18 protein-coding genes, 1 tRNA gene and 2 pseudogenes are annotated in these 19,541 nt (G+C 63.2%); 11 read left to right on the forward strand and 10 right to left on the reverse strand.

Annotation, left to right across the window (positions count from 1 at the left end; genetic code table 11):
* Positions 1–367 precede the first annotated feature (367 nt).
* From ACZL02_RS00005 to ACZL02_RS00025, 5 genes are all read left to right on the forward strand, one after another.
* A complete protein-coding gene (locus ACZL02_RS00005) occupies positions 368–613 on the forward strand; it encodes a helix-turn-helix domain-containing protein (RefSeq protein ID WP_472938157.1) in 246 nt (81 codons plus the stop codon).
* A 93-nt stretch (positions 614–706) separates the two neighbouring features.
* Complete coding sequence (locus ACZL02_RS00010) at positions 707–835, forward strand: hypothetical protein (RefSeq protein WP_472938158.1); 129 nt, start codon at positions 707–709, stop codon at positions 833–835.
* Positions 836–1,025: 190 nt separating this feature from the next.
* Entirely contained in the window at positions 1,026–1,529 is a 504-nt protein-coding gene (locus ACZL02_RS00015) for a DUF6894 family protein (protein WP_472938159.1), read from the forward strand.
* Positions 1,530–1,736: 207 nt separating this feature from the next.
* Positions 1,737–2,513, forward strand: coding sequence for a Crp/Fnr family transcriptional regulator (locus tag ACZL02_RS00020; RefSeq protein ID WP_472938160.1), 777 nt, complete (start codon positions 1,737–1,739; stop codon positions 2,511–2,513).
* Between the two features lie 127 nt (positions 2,514–2,640).
* Positions 2,641–2,883 carry a DUF6894 family protein gene (locus ACZL02_RS00025; protein WP_472938161.1) on the forward strand — a complete coding sequence of 81 codons (243 nt, stop codon included), beginning with the start codon at positions 2,641–2,643 and terminating at the stop codon, positions 2,881–2,883.
* Between the two features lie 479 nt (positions 2,884–3,362).
* On the opposite strand, the gene ACZL02_RS00030 is transcribed toward ACZL02_RS00025, so the two are convergent.
* Complete coding sequence (locus ACZL02_RS00030; protein WP_496258364.1) at positions 3,363–3,812, reverse strand: MarR family transcriptional regulator; 450 nt, start codon at positions 3,810–3,812, stop codon at positions 3,363–3,365.
* 226 nt (positions 3,813–4,038) lie between these two features.
* Between ACZL02_RS00030 and ACZL02_RS00035 the strand changes: the two genes are divergently transcribed.
* The 4 genes and pseudogenes from ACZL02_RS00035 to ACZL02_RS00050 all read left to right on the forward strand — a co-directional run.
* Entirely contained in the window at positions 4,039–4,437 is a 399-nt protein-coding gene (locus tag ACZL02_RS00035; protein WP_472938163.1) for a hypothetical protein, read from the forward strand.
* Positions 4,438–4,520: 83 nt separating this feature from the next.
* Positions 4,521–4,748, forward strand: coding sequence for a helix-turn-helix domain-containing protein (locus ACZL02_RS00040; RefSeq protein WP_472938164.1), 228 nt, complete (start codon positions 4,521–4,523; stop codon positions 4,746–4,748).
* A 93-nt stretch (positions 4,749–4,841) separates the two neighbouring features.
* The gene (locus ACZL02_RS00045; RefSeq protein ID WP_472938165.1) at positions 4,842–5,141 is read left to right on the forward strand and encodes a hypothetical protein; all 300 of its coding nucleotides are present in this window, start codon (positions 4,842–4,844) and stop codon (positions 5,139–5,141) included.
* Positions 5,142–5,422: 281 nt separating this feature from the next.
* Positions 5,423–5,812: pseudogene (locus ACZL02_RS00050) on the forward strand (IS21 family transposase); the annotation flags it as partial.
* 6 nt (positions 5,813–5,818) lie between these two features.
* Here the strand turns inward: ACZL02_RS00050 and ACZL02_RS00055 are convergent.
* The 8 genes and pseudogenes from ACZL02_RS00055 to ACZL02_RS00090 all read right to left on the reverse strand — a co-directional run.
* Positions 5,819–6,208 (reverse strand): annotated as a pseudogene (locus tag ACZL02_RS00055) (HWE histidine kinase domain-containing protein); the annotation flags it as partial.
* Positions 6,209–6,361: 153 nt separating this feature from the next.
* Positions 6,362–7,393, reverse strand: a complete 1,032-nt coding sequence (locus ACZL02_RS00060; protein WP_472938167.1) for an FAD-binding domain-containing protein — start codon at positions 7,391–7,393, stop codon at positions 6,362–6,364.
* A 334-nt stretch (positions 7,394–7,727) separates the two neighbouring features.
* Entirely contained in the window at positions 7,728–9,179 is a 1,452-nt protein-coding gene (locus ACZL02_RS00065) for a diguanylate cyclase domain-containing protein (RefSeq protein ID WP_472938168.1), read from the reverse strand.
* 267 nt (positions 9,180–9,446) lie between these two features.
* Positions 9,447–10,391: an HWE histidine kinase domain-containing protein gene (locus ACZL02_RS00070; protein WP_472938169.1), complete on the reverse strand. Its 945-nt coding sequence runs from the start codon at positions 10,389–10,391 to the stop codon at positions 9,447–9,449.
* A gap of 249 nt (positions 10,392–10,640) precedes the next feature.
* Entirely contained in the window at positions 10,641–11,600 is a 960-nt protein-coding gene (locus ACZL02_RS00075) for a sensor histidine kinase (RefSeq protein WP_472938170.1), read from the reverse strand.
* Between the two features lie 165 nt (positions 11,601–11,765).
* Positions 11,766–12,017 carry a hypothetical protein gene (locus ACZL02_RS00080; RefSeq protein WP_472938171.1) on the reverse strand — a complete coding sequence of 84 codons (252 nt, stop codon included), beginning with the start codon at positions 12,015–12,017 and terminating at the stop codon, positions 11,766–11,768.
* A gap of 757 nt (positions 12,018–12,774) precedes the next feature.
* The gene (locus ACZL02_RS00085; RefSeq protein ID WP_472938172.1) at positions 12,775–14,937 is read right to left on the reverse strand and encodes a DUF6538 domain-containing protein; all 2,163 of its coding nucleotides are present in this window, start codon (positions 14,935–14,937) and stop codon (positions 12,775–12,777) included.
* 146 nt (positions 14,938–15,083) lie between these two features.
* A tRNA-Gln gene (locus ACZL02_RS00090) sits at positions 15,084–15,157 on the reverse strand.
* A 626-nt stretch (positions 15,158–15,783) separates the two neighbouring features.
* On the opposite strand from ACZL02_RS00090, the gene ACZL02_RS00095 reads away from it, so the two are divergent.
* Both ACZL02_RS00095 and ACZL02_RS00100 read left to right on the forward strand, forming a co-directional pair.
* Positions 15,784–17,241 (forward strand): Ppx/GppA phosphatase family protein, encoded by a 1,458-nt coding sequence (locus ACZL02_RS00095; RefSeq protein WP_472939073.1) that lies wholly within the window; start codon positions 15,784–15,786, stop codon positions 17,239–17,241.
* A 25-nt stretch (positions 17,242–17,266) separates the two neighbouring features.
* Positions 17,267–17,992 (forward strand): RlmE family RNA methyltransferase, encoded by a 726-nt coding sequence (locus ACZL02_RS00100; RefSeq protein ID WP_472938173.1) that lies wholly within the window; start codon positions 17,267–17,269, stop codon positions 17,990–17,992.
* 49 nt (positions 17,993–18,041) lie between these two features.
* Here ACZL02_RS00100 and ACZL02_RS00105 read toward each other — a convergent pair whose 3' ends face one another.
* A complete protein-coding gene (locus ACZL02_RS00105) occupies positions 18,042–19,430 on the reverse strand; it encodes an MFS transporter (protein WP_472938174.1) in 1,389 nt (462 codons plus the stop codon).
* Between the last annotated feature and the right edge of the window lie 111 nt (positions 19,431–19,541).

Below are 19,541 nucleotides of genomic sequence, written 5' to 3' on the forward strand. Positions count from 1 at the left end.
GTGTCCAACCGTCTTCTTCTCCGCCATCGCGCTCGCGGCCACCGTCATATTCTGGCTATGACCAATGAGTCCTGACCCTCGGGCGTTTCGCGACCTGACAGGTAACCTTGCGTCACTCCAGGGCATCTTCCCAAATTGTCCGGCGCCGATCGTCAGGACCAACGCAGGCGCCTGAAACGTATCCTCCATCTGACTGCACGGTTTCTGACAATCCACGCCAGCAACCTCAAGGGCCTTTGCCGACGCTGAAGGCCCTGCATTTGCTCGGCTTGCTAATTTCATCTGCGGGACTGGGCGATATTGCACAGTCGGCATCAAGCCTTTCAGGGACTGCTACGCTCCTTCCATCAAAGGGAGGATCGCAATCATGGATTCACGACATTCAGTTCCGAAGACCGTCTCCGTCGCGCTGGGTCGGGGCGATGCGCCGGCGAAGGTCTTCCGGTTGGCCGCCGGCATGTCGACGACCGCATTCGCTGTCCGGACGGGCATCGCGGTGGCAAGGATCGAGGAGATCGAGGCGGGATACCCGGCGACCGCAGGCGAGGCGATCCACATGAGCCGCGGCCTGGGGATCCCGGACGAGCTGACGGGCCACGTCGATGCGGGTTAAGCGCGAGTGGCGGCACCTTTACGATCCGAAGTCCCTGCCGGCTGCCGAGATTACTTTCAGAACATCGACGAGCGTCATGCGAGGGGTAGCGGCATGGACGTCATCGCCGCCGACTTCGAGGCGCGGATAGCGAAGACCCTGCGGCTGAGGGCGGAACGGAAGGCTGCGGCGAGCAAGGTTGTGATCGCCCTACCAGAGAAGCCGAGGCCGACCCGCCACTGAAAGCTGCTTCCGATTGACAACCGTCAGAAAGCGCACAGTTTGCAAGGGGCGGCTGAAGGAGGCCGTTCCGTCGGATTGGAATTCCGATCTCAAACCCGAATCTGCCAGCTGCGGTCGAGTATTCTGATGCGACCGATCTCGTGACTCTCTCAGACGAGAAGCTTATGAGACTGCACGCGGAGTGCGTCAAATGGCGAACGATGATCGCGAATTTCCGGGCGTCCCTTCGAACACCGGCTGCTCTGATATTGTGGCGTGTGCTTTGCAAGAACGAGTCTGCCATCGTTGTCGAAGCGCAGGGCAGGGTCGTCGCCGAGATCGAGAGGCGACGCCAACACGCAAGCGTCAACAAGCCTTCTGGTCAATGATGAAACATTCCACCGCCAGCAGCATTCGACCGTGTGGCTGGAGCAATTGGCTGCCGATGTATTTCTTCAATCTGCGTATCGACGGCATCCTGGTAATCGACGACGACGGCACCGAGTTTCCTGATCTCGCGACTGCGGTCGAGGATGCGAAAGCCGGGGCACGGGATATGATCGCCGCGCAGATCAGGGATAATGCGCCTTCCGTGCTCGACAACAGCTTCGAGATCACCGACGAAAACGGGACTATTCTTCAGGTTGTCAAATTCACCGAGGGGCTCAGAAGCGACTTCAGACAGGCGATCCGAGGCAGCTCGAGCATCCACTAGCAGTTCATCACGAATGTTCGATACCGAACAGTTCCGCGGTCAGTCGGTAGCGCTCTTCCAATTCGGTAGGTGAAACAGACGGTTAGATTGGAAAACCTAATTTGCGGCGCCTGGAGCCAGTCGGCAACGCCTTCCGAGGTCTGAAGTCGTTGGTCTCTTAGTAATTTAGCGCGTACGGTAATGCTTCCGGCAACAGGAGCATTGACGATGGAAGTGCTGAGCGACATCCATGTCATGCCGGACGGGAACATCCGGAACCAACTGCTCCGCTCCCTGAGTCCATCCGATTTCGCGTTGATACGCCCCTACCTTCGCCGCGTGGATTTGCCGCAAAGCATGAAGCTGGACGACGCCGGAACGATGATCGACGACGTATTCTTTCTCGAAGCCGGCATGTGTTCGGTCGTCGTCGTGGGCGACCAGGGTGTCAGCACCGAAGCCGGTCACATCGGTCGCGACGGAATGGCGGGTTCTGAGATCGCGTCGGAGATGTCGACGTCGTCCAACGAGACGGTCATGCAGATCGCCGGGAACGGCTGGACGATGTCTGCGGCGGACTTCCGGAAATGCCTCGTCGAGTGCGCACCGTTGCGGACGGCGGCCCTGCGGTATGGCCAGTCGCTGCACGTGCAGGTCAGCCACACTCTTCTTGCCACCGCTCGCTACAAGATATCTCAGCGTCTCGCCCGCTGGATCCTGATGTGCCACGACCGGGTCGACGGCGACGATCTCGGCCTGACGCACGAATTCCTTGCGCTGATGCTGACGGTCAGGCGGTCGGGGATCACCACCGAACTGCATGTCCTCGAAGGCCTGCATCTGATCAAGTCCACACGCGGGAACATCAAGGTTCTCGATCGGAAGGGCCTGATCAAGGTCGCATCCGGGTCCTACGGCATACCCGAAGAGGAATATGCCAAGCTCTTCCCGCTTCTCGACGATGGACGGCATAACGTTCCCGAGCCGGATCGCGTTTCGGCCTGAAGGGCCGAAATCGCGGCATCAAGCATTGAAGGGTATGCCGTCTGGTGAGAATTTGCCCGCGACTGTACGCTGGACGCTGCAACCACTGCGAACTGTAGTCCATTCGGTCTCCTGAACGGAGATCGCGATGCCCAGATATTTTCTCAACCTTCATGACTGCGGCGAGATCATCGAAGACCCCGAGGGTCTCGACTTCGCCGATCTGAAAGCGGCCGTAGCGGAAGCCGAAGCGTCCGCTCGAGAGATGCTCGCCGAAAGCGTACGGTCCGGGGAAGAGATCGACGGTCAGCATATAGACATAGCGGGCGAGGACGGACGGGTGGTCGCGACGGTCCGCTTCCGAGATCAGCTGAAGTTGACGGACGAGTAGCGTCCACAGCTTCGACGGTCACCAGTTTCCGTTGCGACACATCACACGTTCGGGTTGCCGCCTTCATTTCGTCGTGATCTTCTAACCCTGAACGGCGGCACCACTCGGGTCACCACCGATTCGCCGATTGCTCGGAGGGAGCAGTCACGGGCTAGGAGGTCGGAATGTTCCTGTCGCATGATTGCGACTATGTCGATCGGAAAGTCCTGCTCGTCGAGGACGACCCGATCGCATCCCGAACCACCGTATCCTCGATCTCGCAAGGCGGTGGAAACATCGTCGGTATAGCGCCCACGGTCGATAGGGCTCTCGAGATGGTCCGCACCGAATTCGTCGATCTTGTCTTGCTGGACACTCGCCATGTGTCGCACGGACCAACACCGGTCTCCGAGCTGTTCCGCCGCGTCGGAGTGGAAGTGGCCTTTCGCGTCGGTTTCGACGAGTGGTTCGATGTCGGTCCCGAAGAGGAGCTTGAATATTCAGCGGACCGGTTTGACAGTGCCGTCGAGCCCGGCATCGAGATCTTTGAGGGCTTCGACGATTTGATCAAGCCGAGCGCTTCCGACGACCCTGCGGAGGTCACGGGCTACTCGGAGCTGGGAGCTGGAAATCTGCGGCAGCAGGTCATGGCCGGCCTGCGAAAGCCTGACTAGCGGGCCCGCGACGCGGTCCACATAGCCCCGAGCTTCGAGATCGTCGATGCAGCGGACGACAGTCGTGAAGCGCACGGACATCGAGGCCGCGAGCTGCGACATGCTTTTCGTTCCGCCATCCTGCAAGGCGGTCACGATCTCATCTTCTCCCGGCTTCAGCCCAATCTGGGCGAGACGGATCGTAAGAATGGCACGGCTCTTCTTGGCGACGGAAACGAGGGCGGCGACGACGCGGACGTCGTCTTCATCGACGGTTGGGAAATCGACGACGCCCATGCGGATCTCTCGAGATTGCTTATGCCATTCGGATTATCGCCGATATGAATGGCGGTCTCGCCAACTCGAGGCAAGCCCTTGAATCCTCCGTACGTTTCAGAACATTCAACGGGCCGGCACGTGTCGCAAAGCTGCAACAACAGTCTCGCTCTTGTATGGTTTCGTAACCAGGAGAGTCTGCGGTGGCTGGTCGCGGAGCGTGACGTCCGGATCTCCCGACGTCACGATGATCGTCACCGGCGGCCATCGTCCACGTACGGAATGCGCGAGCTTCATCCCCTCGGCGGAGTCCGGCATGTCGGCATCGACGAAGTGGACGCGGCGAGTCGTCAACCATATCGGCATCGTCGGGCTTGAACTCAGTGAACCTTCCGGTATTCCGGGACATTTCCAGAGCCGAACTCCAGAGCGTTCACCGATGTCGAAGACCGCGATCCGACTGCTGCAGAAACTGGGCCTCGTCCGGACGAAAGCCCTTACCGATCTGGATCGACGCCGCATCAGGACGATGATCGAGGCGGGCATGTTGGACAAGGCGATCAACAGCGGATTCGGCTTCAACGCGGCTGAGATCGAAAGCGCCCGGCAATCGGACTTCCTGACAGGGAAGGCGAAGCCATCGTAGGCGCCAGATGACGCAGATCGTCACAAAACTAAGTCTGATCCGGCGTACTCGTCCGCATGAACGCAACAGCGAGGAACCCGGAAATGAGCGAAGTGCAGTTCCCCGACGCCGTCGTGACGATGATAGGCAACGGCTTCTCGATGTCGAAGGCTTTCCGCCACCATGCCGGTCTGCCGATCCAGTACGTCGCAAGCCGGACCGGCATGTCCGTCAGCCGCCTGATCGGGATAGAGAGCGGCGGGAGTGCCACCAGGACAGAGATCGAGGCCATCGGGAAGGCGCTAGACCTTCCTCAGGGCGTCCTCTCCTGACGTTCCGCAAACGACCTCGCAACGGGGAGTGTTGACTATGACAGTGCACGATGTGCGTTTGTGACGATCACATGAATGTACGGAGCTGTACCAATGCCAAGCTTGATCGAGAACATAGCCGTCACTGTCTCTGAACTCGCGGCGCCTGAAATGAAGCCGAAGGCCCTGATTGCCGCCGTCAAGGAAAAGTACCCGGAGGCCTCCAAGGGCGATATCGTTCGGGCAGCTTTTTTAGCAGTGATCAACGACGCGGACGGTGATCCCAAGAAGGCTGATCGAGTCCATGCGGCGGCTCTGGCGCAACGGTCGAGCGACCCGGACGAGAAGAAGGCGAAGGCCAAGAAGCGCCGCACGACCAAGGCGAAGGCCTCGCAAGACGGCAAGCACGCCTAGGAGCGCTGCCAATGCCTTTACTCGCGGCAGTGTGATCGCGAAGCGAGCGCCGTCTTAATCGATTCGGGATTTTCTGCAGCTACATCGGACGCAGGGATCTCACACAGTCCTTGCACCGCAATCGGGCCCGGCTGGTATCACGCTCGCCGGGCCCTTCGATTGAGTACGTGTAATTCGGCGTGCAATTGCCCCCTAGACGGGGTCATTGGCGTCCAAAATTGACCCCCATCCGATGGATCTGAAGAATCCGCGTTTTCCTCTGGAAGACAGGCGGGCGGGGGATGAAGGGCGTGGATACAGTTGCGCGCATTCGGCGCGAGTTCTTCGTGCGAGGCCGAACGATCAAGGAGATCGTCCACGAACTCCACGTCTCTCGCAACACGGTGCGCAAGGTGTTGCGCTCGGACGAGACGGCGTTCGATTGCGAGCGCTCGGTGCAGCCGATGCCCAAGCTCGGCGCCTGGAAGCCCGAGCTTGATCGTATCCTGGCTGCCAATGACGCCCGTCCTGCCCGCTAGCGTCTGACGCTGATCCGGATCTGCGAGGATCTGCGGGGGCTTGGCTACGAGGGCGGCTACGATGCGGTGCGCCGCTACGCCCGCGGCTGGCAGCGGGAGCAGTCCTCGTTGTCGGCCGCGGCCTTCGTGCCGCTGATCCTGCGCGGCGGACAGCGCCTGCATCCGGTCCTTCACGATCCGGCAGGCGTCCTCGAGCGACGAGGCCGTGCGCAGGGACTGGGCGAACACCGACTGAGCGGTCGCGAGCAACTTCTTGACCCGGTGGTTCAGCTCGCGGGCCAGGAGCTTGCGATGCTCCTCGGCTTCCTTGCGGGCCGTGATGTTCAGCGAGACCCCCATCAGCGACAGCGGACGGTCGGTGGCGTCGAGGTTCACCTGTCCGCGGATTTCGTCGCGCAGCGCCTCGATAGACGTCGGCTCGTAGCTGCGGGACGCGCTCCTGGCCTGCGCAGTCATTCCGATCTCGCGGGACCGCGCTACAGCGATCAGCTCGGAGATGAGTGCAGCCTCCGGCACGTTCCGCCAGAACTTCTTCGGCATCTCCCGCATAATGACGCCGGGCGCGAGGCGCAACGGGTTGAGGCTCAACGGGAGTAGGCCTTCCGGAGGTGTTCGACGGGAGCGTCCTTCGGCGCGTGGGCGAGCGTTGCGCCCCACCCCTTCGTCACCCGCCCCCCACTAAACCTCCAGCGAGGCGAGCCTTTACTGCAAACCCTGTTCACGCAGCAGCTCCGGCATCCGCTCCTTGAACTTGAAGAAGCCTTTGGTCGCGTGTGGCCAGAAGAGATCGTCCCACTTCCGGCGAACCTGAACTAGGGTGATCCCTTCGGTCGTAAGATCAGATGTCAGTCTTGCCAGTGTATCGGCGACGGGTCCTACGGGAGCGTAGGCCGTCAAAATCTGTCGCACGCCAGCCGAGTGCGCCGCGCCTGCCAGCGTTGCGGCGTCGGGATCAATCGACACGCTAGCATCAATCTGGAAACTTGCCGCGATCCGAGATGCTGCATCCTTGGATGCCTCTTCGACGAAGCCTCGGGCGCCGTCTCCCCATAGCCAATCTGCAGAGGTTGCCACGATGGCGGCCTCGATCGGAACGTCGGCGTGGATGACCGATTCTGGGTCGAGGTCGTCCGGCGTCACGAGCAGAAGGGACCTTGCCGCTTCGTGTGGTCTTGCTAGCTCGGGTAAGGGATGAGGCCGCGCGACGGCCGGCTCGGTGATCTCGAACGCTTTTGTCGCAAGCCCAGTGGGCGCGAAGCGGCCGTCGGTGTAACGGGCGATGTTGTCTGCCGTCGCGAGGTAGGTCTTGCCCACCGTCTGCAAGCCCGCCACCCACCGCCAGGACAGTGTGTTGCTAGCAGCGTCTGCGTCGACAAGGTGGCGCAGGAAGAAATCGGCGCCGAGCGTCCAAGGCAGGCGCAGCGTGAAGATCCAGATCGACGCGAACCACATCCGCGCGTGATTGTGGAGATAGCCCGTCTCGACGAGCTCTCGGGCCCAATCGTCGAAACCGTCGATGCCAGTCGAACCGCTCTCGGCCGTAGCCAACGCGCGCTTGTTGGGAAACGTCTTACGCTGGCCATCCCGTTCCTCGACGAACCGGGTCCAGACCGACGGCCGCATTTCCAGCCAACCTTTCCAGTAGGTCCGCCAGAGCACCTCCTGCACGAATTTCTCGGCCGGCCCGAGGCCGTGCCGTTCAAGCACCGCCGCCACAACGTCGTGCTCGGTCACGAGGCGATACCGGAGGTAGGGCGAGAGTTTCGAGACGGCAGTCGGCTCCCCGGGTCCTCTGTCCGTGTTGCGTCCGGCGGAGTAGTGGTGGCCAGCCCTGGCGACGAACTCGCTCAATCGGTGGAGGCCGGCGCTTCGTGAGGGATCGAAGTTGGTCTGGTAATGGTGCATCGACAACATGGTAGGCGCAGTATTGGGTTCGTCACCCCGTTCCAGAGCCCGAAGCCGGACGAATGGTCGGTGGTCGCGCCAGATGCCTTCCCGCTCCAGCACTTGTCCGCCAGTGCGGCGGCGACAACTTCAGGCTCAGATCAATGCCAATGTGGCGCCGACATCATATGGCTTCCGCCAAGCGGGCAACGGGAACATAGATGGACGCTGTTCCCTTCTGGGCCCGCTTCGCAGCGTAGAGGGCCGCGTCGGCGCACTTCATGAGGATCTCGCGTCCCCCGGGAACATCGCTGGACCATGCGCAGCCGATCGTCCCGCTGATCGGGAGGATCCGCCCCGGCTCGCCAACCCACATGCGGAGCTCACCCAAGAGGTAGTCAATCAGCCGTTTGAAATCCGCAGGCGCCATGCCACCAGACACGATCACGGCGAACTCGTCGCCTCCAAGGCGAGCTGCGAAGCAGTCATCAAGGCAGGCATCACGCAGGCGCTTGCCTACACGCCGCAATGCCTCGTCGCCCATCGCGTGACCGAGCCTGTCGTTGAGTGCCTTGAACCCGTCGAGGTCCATCAGGAGGACCGCAAGGCCAGCACCTGAAGCTTCACTCTCCAGCAGGCGATCGTCGAGAACGCGGTTGAACTCGGCGCGGTTCGCGAGTCCCGTCAGATCGTCAGTGCGGCTGATCCGGAGCAACTCGCGCTCCATGACGTACCGCCCCGTAATGTCATGGAGAACACCGACAAGGGCAACGGGTCGTTCGCCGACCTTCTCTACGTCACCCATGCAACGGACCCGCTTCAGGCCGCCATTTGCCGTAACGAAGTCCACTTCGATTTCGAACGGCTCGCCGCTTTCTGCTGCCGATGTAAGGGTCTCGCTAAGGCGAACGCGGTCCGCCTCCGGGTAAAACTGGAGCGCCTCGTCCCGCGAAGGCTTTAAGCCGATGGGCAGTTCGTGGATCGCGTAGATCCCATCGGACCATTCGGTACGGTTGTCTTCCAGACTGAGCCGCCAAGTACCCATGTCGGCAATCCTCTCGGCTTGCTTGAAGATCCGGCGTTCGCGCTCGAGGCGAGTGTTGTTGTCTCGCAGGGCCTCGGCGACCTCGACCGAACGCGCCGCCACCATCCGTGCTTCCAGCAGCGCCTCGGCAATGCATGCGAGTTCCTTCAGCAACGCGAGTTCGCCTTCGTCGAGGTCGCGAGGCTGATCGTCGATGACACAAAGTGACCCGACTGGAACGTACCCACCGCATGCCAAACGCGCCGAAACTGGGGCGCCCGAGTAGAAGCGGATCTTCGGATCGCCGTGCACCAACGGGCTCGAAGCGAAACGCGGATCGAGTGTCGCGTCCGATAGGGCCAGCAGCTCTTCGTTTTCGACGACCCATGCGCAGAGAGAGGGACCGCGTGCCGTTTCCGAATCCGGCATGCCGAAACGTGCCTTGAACCACTGGCGGTCCCGGTCGATCAGCGTGAACGACGCCGCCTTCGTGGCGAACAGACGACGTGCCAAAGATGCCAAAGCGTCGAACTCCCGCTCCGGGGGAGTGTCGAGGATCGCAAGGCATTCCAGCGCCTGCGCGCGCTCTGCTTCCCGTTTCTGATCTATCATGCCGGACTTCCCGCTACCATTCATGGAGGCTTAATGCGTCCAGTTGGCAGAAGTTGGCATCGCATGTGCACGGAAAGGATTTAAGAAGATTCGCGGTTAAACGTTCACTAAGCTGGAGAAGGTGCTGGATTTGGCAACGGCGCCGCTAGCGACAAGTTACGCTGAGCGAACAATTGGATTGAAATCTGCGGACACAGGCGTTTTCACTTGCTGACCACCTTCCGCGTCATGCGATCCCATTGTGCCGAGTTGGTCGCGCGGCCGACGTTACGGGGCAGCCCATTCCGTTCTCTCGGCATCCAGTCCTTCCGAGGGGGCATCCAACGTGAACACGATCCCTCCGGGGGCGTACTCGATCTTGGCCATGCCGCCGAACTCGGCAGCCAGTACTCGTTCCACTATCGTGACACCGTAGCCTTTTGAGTTTGGAACCCAAACCTCCGGTCCGCCCTGCTCGTGCCATACGAGCCTCAGGCGCCCCTCACCAAGCGACCATCGGACGTTGACCGTTCCCGCGGGGCTTCCAAAGGCCCCGTGCTTGACCGCGTTTTCTCCCAACTCATGCATGGCCAGCGACAGCATGGTCGCGATCCGCGGTCTCAGCCGGACCTCGGGACCGTCGACGCACAACCTATCGCCCACCTTCTCGTGGACGGGATCGAGGGCATTTCTCACGACGTCGCCAAGAGATGCGCTGGCCCATGCCTCGCGTGTCATGACGTCGTGGCTACGCGCCAGGGCCTGTATCCGCCCGGACACCGCGTTGGCGACGTTGGACGGCACGGCCGAATTCTTGAGCGTTTGATGGACGATGGTTTGAACGGTGGCCAATGTGTTTTTGACCCGGTGGTCAAGCTCGCGGTTGAGCAGGAAGCTGTGCTCCTCCGCCCGCTTGCGTTCGGTCACGTCCATCTGCGAGGCGAAGAAGTAAGCGAGTTTTCCGTCGGCGAACACGGGCGACATCAGCAGAGCGTTCCAGAACGTCGTGCCGTCTTTCCGGTAGTTAAGGATATCGACCTGAACCGACTCCGGCACCGCGATCGCGGAGCGCACTTTCTGGATATCCGCGGCGCGGGTGGCGGGCCCCTGTAGGAAGCGACAGTTCCGGCCAAGGACCTCGTGGCGCGAGTATCCGGTCATCTCAAGAAAGGCGTCGTTGCAGAAGACTGTCGGGTTGTCCGGGAGGTTGGGGTCCGAAATCAACATCGGCATTCGGGTCGCGCGCACCGCGGACGCGAAGGGATCCTGGCTTGTGCCTGATACGATAAGTATCTCGTCGTCGACGCTTGGACGGTCTGCCACTCCTGATGCCCTTCTATGCCCGAGCAAGTCAGTTGCTTGGTTATGGGCATCTTCGCGGCAAGCAGGCTTCTGAAAATGTCCGAAGGCATGACGTTTTAGACTGGGATCGGTTGCATCAACGTGTCCGCGGGTCACACGAACGGGACGATATCGTCTGTCCTAGTCCGTCAGTGCGTCGGACCGCACCTTCAGCGTCACGATGATTCCTTCGGGATGCCAGTCGTAGTCGATGGACCCGCCAAGCTGGGTCGAGACGCTGCGGCTGACCAGCTTGGAGCCGTAACCACCCACGCCCTCTGGAGGCTTCACCGCCGGACCGCCACGCTCTGTCCAGACGATCGTCAACTCCTCGCCCGGCGTGTCGCATGAAATGTCCAAAACTCCGTCATCTGAGGACAGCGCGCCGTACTTTAACGAGTTCGTAGCAAGCTCGTGGATCACCAAGGCAAGCGTGGTCGCCGCGGCCTCGCCGACGCCCATGCGTGGAACCGAGACGCGTATGCGTCCGCTGAAGGCGCCGAGGTCGTCGTATGGTGCTAACAGAACCGTCAGGAGGTCACCAAGAAGTGCGGCGGACCCTTGCCCTCCCGGAAGCGGTCGAACGAGATCATGGGCGCGCCCGAGGGCTGTCAGGCGGTGCGTCAGCTCCTTCGCCATCTCCGCAGACGTAGAGGTGGAACGCGACGTGATGTTGGTGAGGCCAGAGGCGATGGCCAAGAGGTTCTTGACCCGATGGCTCATCTCGCCGGCCAGAAGCTCGTTGGCCTCCTCCGCCTGCTTGCGACCCGTCACGTCGAGGAAAATGCCGAACATCGTTCGATGGCTGATGTCTTCGTCATTACCTTGGCCGCGCGCGGAGACCCATCGGACCTCGCTTTCGATCATCACCCGAAAATCGATCTCGTAGGCGCCGGTGATCGCGCGTGTCGCGGAGAACGCGGAGCGCACCCTGTCGCGGTCCGCCGGGTGGATGTGGGCCGACAGGGCCTCGAACGTCACCGCCTGTCTGGCGGGAAGGCCCCAGAGTTCCGCAGCGCGATCGTCGAGATCCAAAGCGTCGGTGTCGACGTTCCAGGACCAAAGTGCGACCCCAGCAGCCTTGATGGCGCGGCGGAGCATACGGGAATCCCAGTCGGGCATGGACCCAGCTGGCAATGTCTTGATGTCCGCTTCAATTGTCATAAAGTACCTGTAGCACCCATTGCGGGTAAAGGCCCAACGACCTGACGCTGTCAGACGGTAAGCGGCAGGCCACCGAACGCCACCGTCTCAGACGACCGCAGTCTACTCGCCAACGTCCGTTCTCGGCATGACCCGCTTGTAAACGAGCGAGGCGACCAACTCGACGAACGCCTGCGCGACAGTGACGGCCGGCAGGAGATCAAGGGCGGTGGCGGTCACGCTGTGGTCTTCGGCCAGTTTCGGAAGCGCTGATAAAGGGCATGCCTTCTGCCGCCATTCCACGAAGCTGCACCAAGTTTCCTGCTTGAACAGCCGCGTGAAGGTCCCGCGGCTCATTCCGAGTTCGTCATTCAAGGCGTCGATCGTATCGTGGGACGATGGACTTTCGAGAAACTTCCGGCATTTTGGGCGATGAGCGGATGTCTTGGAAGCGGAAGTGAGAGAGGCAGAGGCGAAAGCGAAGCAGCGGGTTCGACGACAAAGTGCTGACGGGAGCGGGTGCCGTGGGGATCTACGACAATCCTGCCGACTTACTGGCTCGGTACGAAACCTCCCCCTTGGCATCACACTAGTCCCTTTGCCCGTTCGACTGTCTGGATCTCGCAGAGTTCAAAGAGACTTTCAGGTCGGGGCAAGGAAGTCGAGCGTCCTCAAGCCGCCGCGAACCCATCGGTGCGAAGATGGTGAGGCCGTCATTGTGATGCCATTCGCTGAGCCAGGCTTTGCCAGATGCCGGAGACCGTCGTGCGGACGCCTATCAAGGACGGGAGCCTCGTCTCCGTCCTCGAGGGCCGAACCAGGGTTCGTCCGCCGCTGAATGCAGTTTGGACCCTCAATCGCCAGATGGCGCCGCAGATCCGGGTAGTCTTGGACGAACTCGCTCGCCCCGCCCTTGTCGACGGACTTTGAGACTGGCCTGGCAGGTCATTGCAGTTCGGCGGATCGAGCGGGCGCGGGGAGGCAACGTCCGCTTCAAAGGCTACCAACTAGCATTCCAAGCGGCTGAATTGGGTCGAAAGTTGCCAGTCCGCTTCCCAGGCGCCTTCGCGGATAGCTGCCGTTCCGCATACGGCCCATCCGCGACACAGTGCGTTCTCCGACTGAACGGAAATCATTTCCGAAACCGATCTCCCGGCTTCTTGCCCGCCCAAGGCGGTAGTTCCTCGTTCTCAACCCACGGCAAAAGGTTCACCGAACGCGTCTTAAGGTGCCCGGTGATGACCGGGTACTTCTCTAGCTGCTTCTTGATCAACGGAAGTCCGGCGACATTCGTGTAGCGCAGCGCTGTTTCAGATTCGCCGAGACGCCCGGAGATGTCGCTGATGATGGCGGTGTCGACTCCCGCTTGCTTCATCGTGTCCGCAAATCCGTGCCGGAGGGCATGAATTGAGCGTTGCCACAGATCGGAGGAGAATTGCGGCGAGGCTTTCACGATCGGAATAAAGTCCTTGTAGAAGCGGTCGCCCGGATCGTTCGTCTTCAGCAGCGGCGAGAACAGCTCGGGAAAGAGCTGCCGATAGCCCATCTTTCGGATCGTCTGGACGTAATCGAGGAAGCCGAGGCGCAGCAGCTCTGGCGGCACCGGCAGGAGGCGATCGGACTGAGCGTTCTTAATATTACGTTGAACGTTGGCGCGGATGTGAATGGCGGCGCCATGCAGTGTATCGAGCACGTCTCTCGTTTCGAGGCCAGCAAACTCATTGCGACGGGCGCCGAGATAAGCGAACAGCATAGGTAGGTAGTAGACGCCGCCGTGGAATACCGCATCTCCTGGAACATGGCGGTCTGTAGCATCTCGGCATCCCGTGAAGATCGGAAGGTCGAAGATTGGCCGCACTTGATCGGGCGATGGCTTTACCTGCGCCAGTCGCAGAGTGCCCGCTTTCGGCTTGCGAGGTCGAAGGCTTTTCAGCGACCAATCCGCCACAATGTAGCCGCTGGCCCTGACATGATTGAGGAACGTGTCGAGATTGCCCAGGTGCTTGCGGATCGTTGCCGCCGAAAGTCCAACCTTGGGTGGTGCCTCTCCGCGCCGTTCAGCGCGTGCGATCTCATCGGCCGCAAAGGCGCGAAGCGCTGCGGGCTTCATGATGCGCAGCCGCGAGCTCTGTCCGTAGCGCGTTGGAATGAGGTTCAGATGCTGGCGCAGAGCTGCCACGTGTTGCTGGCCGATCTCACCGGAATGCGCGACGTCGTTCTCCTCCAGTATGTCACGGAACATCCGCACAAGCATGCGCACGTCACTGGCGGTGGCAGGGGTCCAGTTGTCACGATTGTTGCGGGCGAGTGCCTCATACGACACGTCGAATGCAACAAGATGCAGGACCCGGCCGGCAATAGCAGCATTAGGCCCTGGACGTTCAGCAGTACGCGTCTCAATCGGAAGCACTGTCGGCGGAACCGCCTCTGCCACTTCGTCCTCTGTTGCCGGCTTAACGGGAAGGGCGATTTTCTCCGCATCCTCCGTGACGCTAAGCTCTGGTTCAGGCTGAACCCGCACGTTTGTATCTGCCGACGGATCGTCGGATTCTGCTTTGGCAGCGATGTCTGCAGAAAAGACGAGGTTGGCGCGTTCCTCCTCGGGCAGCGTCGTAGCGACGAAGGCATTCTGCTTGCGGTCAATCATCGGCCAGCGTTCGGCCACGTTGAGGAGAGCATCGGCTTTCGCGCGATGCAGCTCCATCTTCGCCCGCTCGCGATTGGCCAGCGTGTCGACGAGGCCGACGTCAGCCATTTGTTGACGGACGGCACGGTCGAAAACGGGGCTGCGTGCTTCTGCCTGTTCGGCTCGGAAGGTCTTGGCGATCGTTGCGACATGCGGCTCGGGGATACCATGGCGCAAGAGCATCGACTTGCCCGGACAGTTTGCGTCGAAGCTGAGGGCGCGCGTCGTTCCGAAGAGCTGGATTAGACGATACGCCCAGCCGACTTCGATATCGGCCTCCATTTCGCGGACGTCGTCGACGGCACCACTTCGTCGAACGGCGAAGGCGATGTCGTCGAGATGTGCCGTCATGCGCTCGATCTCGGCGCGGAAGAGCTGGTCGAGTTGGTCCTTCGTGGTCATCGCGGCGGTTGGTCTCACGCTGAGGTCGGCGAGCAGCGTGTTGAGCCGCCGCGCCATGTAGGCTGCTTTGTGATGGTCGGACAACCGAAGTGAGAAGGAGAGGCGGGCTTGGCGCGACACCTTCCGGAAGCGCGTTGGTACGCGCGCGCGCCAGTAGAAGGTGTGGCCGCGCCGTTCGAGATTGCTTGTGTCATGCCGAGTCGCCACCGACCGGACCCCTTGAGCCGCGAGCCCGAGGAGACGCCGATGGGCACCACCTCTGGGCTACAGGTTTGGGCACATCGAGTGGCGAAAGGGCCGAGCGGATTCTCAGCCACCGAAAACTACAATGATTACATAAGCTTGATGTAAGCTGGCTGGGGAACCTGGATTCGAACCAAGACTAGCGGAGTCAGAGTCCGCTGTTCTACCCTTAAACTATTCCCCAGCAGGAGAACGGCGCGTAGAGGGCGCCGGTCGGGAGGGCTTATAGCGCTACATCGCGGCGAAGGGAACCCACCCTGTGGCGTTTTTCCCGGGAGAATGAGCGGGGCGGTGTTCAGGCTGCGCTTTTGTGGGTTTCGGGGCGGGTGAAGCGGTCTGCCGGGGAGGGGCGTCTCCCGGCAATCCCTTTGGCGCTGGCCGCCTTCCTGTGGGGCGGCGGCGGGGCTCCCTTGTGCTTGCCCGCCGGCTTGATACACTCGCCTTAACCAAGGAACCAAGGCGCACGGGCCAGCCTCCACGGCCGCTCTGTGCCGGAGAGAAATAGTGAGCATCGATGAACGTACCGGGAGACTGCAGCCGCCGTCGACAGTAATGCGGGAAGAGAGCGGGCGCGGGCCTGACGGCATTTCGGCGCCCGGCCGTGCTAAGACCGCCGGCCCGGCTCTGCGACCCGACAACGACGCGGCGCGGCCGGATGGGCCGCGCGCAGATTTTCAGCGCGCCGGCGTTTCCGGTTCGGATGGCCCGCGGCCGAATCAGCCGAGATCGGTGGCTCCGCGAGCGGACGCGCCGCGCCAGGACGTCTCGGGCCAGCCGTCTCTCGAACTGCCACTTCGAGAGCAGCTACCTCTGGAGAAGAGCCCGTCGGGCGACGGCGCGTCGAAGGCCGGCGCCCCGCGGGGTGGCCGCAACGCGCCCGCCGCCTCGCCGCGCTCTGCGGCCGGCAAAGGCCCGGCCCGCGGGGAGCGGGATGCGCCCGGTACTGATGATCCGGGTGCGAAGGCGAGCCTCACCAAGCGGCAGAAGCGGCGACGTCGGCGCGGCAGCGGTGGCACCGGGGCGCCTCAGGTCGAGGCGCCGGTTGCCGTGGCGGCTGCCAGCGAAGCGCGCGAGGCCAAACCCGGCCGGCGCCGCCGTCGGCGTGGCGCGGCACGTCCGGGCGGCGAGCCCGGCGGGCAGGCGGGTGCCATCCCGGCGAGCGTGCCGCAGCCGGCGCGGCTTTCGCCGACCTCCGGCGAGGGTGTGCGGGCGCCGTCCCAGCCGCAGCGCCCGCCGCAGCCGGTGGCGGACGACCGGCCGCCGGTCTATGCCGCGCTCGACCTCGGCACCAATAATTGCCGGCTGCTCGTCGCCGTGCCGTCGCGGCCCGGTCAGTTCCGGGTGATCGACGCCTTCTCGCGCATCGTCCGGCTGGGCGAGGGGCTCGGCCGCACCGGCCGGCTCGCCGCCCCCGCCATGGACCGCGCGGTGGCGGCGCTGACGATCTGCAGCCAGAAGCTCGCCGCCCGGCAAGTGGCCGGCGCCCGGCTGATCGCGACCGAGGCCTGCCGCGCGGCGGCGAACGGCGAGGAGTTCATCGAGCGGGTGAAGCGCGAGACCGGGCTCGACCTCGAGATCGTCAGCCGCGAGAGCGAGGCGCGTCTTGCGGTCTCCGGCTGCGGCTCGCTCGTCGACCGGGGCGCCAAGGGGGCGGTGCTGTTCGACATCGGCGGCGGCTCGTCGGAGATCGCGCTGCTCGACCTCCGGCAAGGCTATTCGCGCCGGCTGTCGAACCACATCGTCGCCTGGACGTCGCTGCCCGTCGGCGTCGTCTCGCTCGCCGAGCACTACGGCGGCCGCGACGTGACGCCGGCGCTGTTCGAGACGATGATCGCCTCCGTCGTCGAGCGCATCGAGAGTTTCGAGGGCCGCGACAAGCTCGCGGACCTCGTCGGCACCGGCGATTTCCACTTGCTGGGCACCTCCGGCACGGTGACGACGCTCGCCGGCGTGCACCTCAATCTCGAGCGCTACGACCGCCGGCAGGTTGACGGACTGTGGCTGACCAACGATGAAGTGAGCGAACTGGTGGCGCGGATCGCCGGCTGGAGCTTCGAGGAGCGCGTCGCCAATCCCTGCATCGGCAGCGACCGGGCGGACCTGGTGCTGGCCGGCTGCGCTATTCTCGAGGCAATCCGCAGGGTCTGGCCGGCACCGCGCCTTCGCGTCGCCGATCGCGGCCTGCGCGAGGGCCTGCTCACGGAAATGATGGTCGCCGACGGTGTCTGGCGCAAGGGCGCCCCGGTGCGCCAGAAGGTATTGGCATGAAGACGATCTCCCCGCGGGGCCGGGCATGAGCGGCGGCCGCGGCGACGACCGCGGGCTGACCGTCCGGGTCAAGAAGGGCAAGCTGAAGGCGTCCTCGCGCGCCTGGCTCGAGCGACATCTGAACGACCCCTACGTCCGCCGCTCGAAGGCCGACGGCTATCGTTCGCGCGCGGCCTACAAGCTGACCGAGATCGACGACCGCTACAAGCTCCTGACCAAGGGCATGCGCGTCGTCGACCTCGGCGCGGCGCCCGGCGGCTGGACGCAGATCGCCGTCGAGCGCTGCGCCTCGGCAACGGCGGAGTCGCGCGTTGCGGCCATCGACTACCTGCCGGTCGATCCGATCGCCGGCGCGACAATCCTGGAACTCGATTTCCTCGACGAGACGGCGCCGCAGAAGCTGCTGGATGCGCTCGACGGCCCGCCCGACATCGTCCTCTCCGACATGGCCGCGCCGACCACCGGCCACCGCCGGACCGACCACCTGAAGACCATGTATCTCTGCGAGGTCGCCGCCGACTTCGCGGTCAAGGTGCTGAAGCCCGGCGGGCATTTCCTCACCAAGACCTTCCAGGGCGGCACCGAGGGCGACCTCCTCACCATGCTGAAGCAGAATTTTACCAGCGTGCACCACGTGAAGCCGCCGGCGAGCCGCGAGGACTCGGTCGAGCTCTACCTCCTGGCCAAGGGGTTCAAGGGCCGCAAGCCTGTCGCGGTGGACGAAGACGAGGACGTCTCGCCGCTCGGCTGACCGGTCCCGGCGCGCCGGTCTCCCCACCCGAGGGAGAAGATCGATCGGCCTATTCCGCCGGGATGCGTCGCCCGGAAATCTCCGACCCGGCCGACTGCGGCAGCTTCAGGAAGGCGGCGACGGCGAAGACGGTGATTGCCCCGACGATCAGGAAGGCGGCGGAGAAGTCACCAAGCGTCGAGACTCCGGTATCGCCGACCAGCAGCCCGATCTCGAGGATGGCGCCGGCCACCGCCACCCCGCCGGCGATCGCCACCTGCTGGAAGGCGGCAAGCAGTGCCGTCGCGTCGCCGGCCTTGGCGGTCGGCACGTCGGCGAAGGCCAGCGTGTTGATCGAGGTGAAGAACAGCGAGCGGAAGAAGCCGCCGATCAACAGCAGCACCACCAGCACCAGCACGGGCGTCTCCGGCCGGTAGAAGCCGATCATCATCACGAAGATGCCGCCGATCGCGCCGGTGCCGATCAGCGTCTGCTTGAAGCCGAAGCGTTTGAGGATCGGCTTGGCGAGGAACTTCATCATCATCGCGCCGCCGATCGAGACCGCGCTGATCACGCCGGATTCGAGCGGCGTGTAGCCGAAGCCGATCTGCAGCATCAGCGGAAACAGGAAAGGCACGGCGCCGGCGCCGATGCGGAACACTGCGCCGCCGATCACCGCCGCCCGCAGCGTCGGGATGGCGAGCAGCCGCAGCTCCAGCACCGGGTTGTGGTGGCGCCGCGCGTGGCGGACGTAGAGCAGCGCCGACATTGCGCCCAGAGAGGCGAGGCCGAGCCCGAGGGCCGGCGGCAGCGCCGGCAGCGAGACCACCGAAAGCCCGAACACCACGCCGGCGCAGGCGATGCCCGACAGCACGAAGCCGGTCCAGTCGAAGCGGATGCCGGGGATCTTCTCGACCTCCGGCAGGAAACGGGTGGCGAGGAGAATACCGGCAAGGCCGATCGGCAGGTTGATCAGGAAGATCCAGCGCCAGTCGGCGTAGGTCGCGATGGCGCCGCCGATCGGCGGTCCGACCAGCGGTCCGATCAGCGCGGGAATGCTGAACCAGGCCATCGCCGAGACCAGATCGGCTTTCGCAGCCGAGCGCACCAGGAGCAGCCGGCCGACCGGCGTCATCATCGCCCCGCCCATCCCTTGCAGGAAGCGCGCGGCGACGAAGCCTTCCAGCGAATTCGCGATGGCGCAGGCGAGCGAGCCGAGGACGAACACGCCGATCGCCCAGCGGAATACCGTCTTGGCGCCGAACTTGTCGGCGATCCGCCCGGAGATCGGGATGAACACCGCCAGCGAGACGTAATAGCTCGTCAGCGCCAGCTTCAGCGCGATCGGGTTGGTGCCGATGTCGCGGGCGATGGTGGCGAGCGACGTCGCGATCACCGTCGAGTCCATGTTTTCCATGAACAGGGCGACGGCGAGCACGAGGGGCACGATGCGTTTCACGGGCGATACCAAGGAGCCGGAGAATTTCTAAGCCTGCCTTACCGCGACGCGGCGGCCGGTGATAGGATGCGCTGGGAATGACGGCGTGCCACGCCGCGGCGGCGCGGGTCA

The sequence above is a fragment of the Mesocryomonas fontinalis genome (assembly GCF_055730125.2).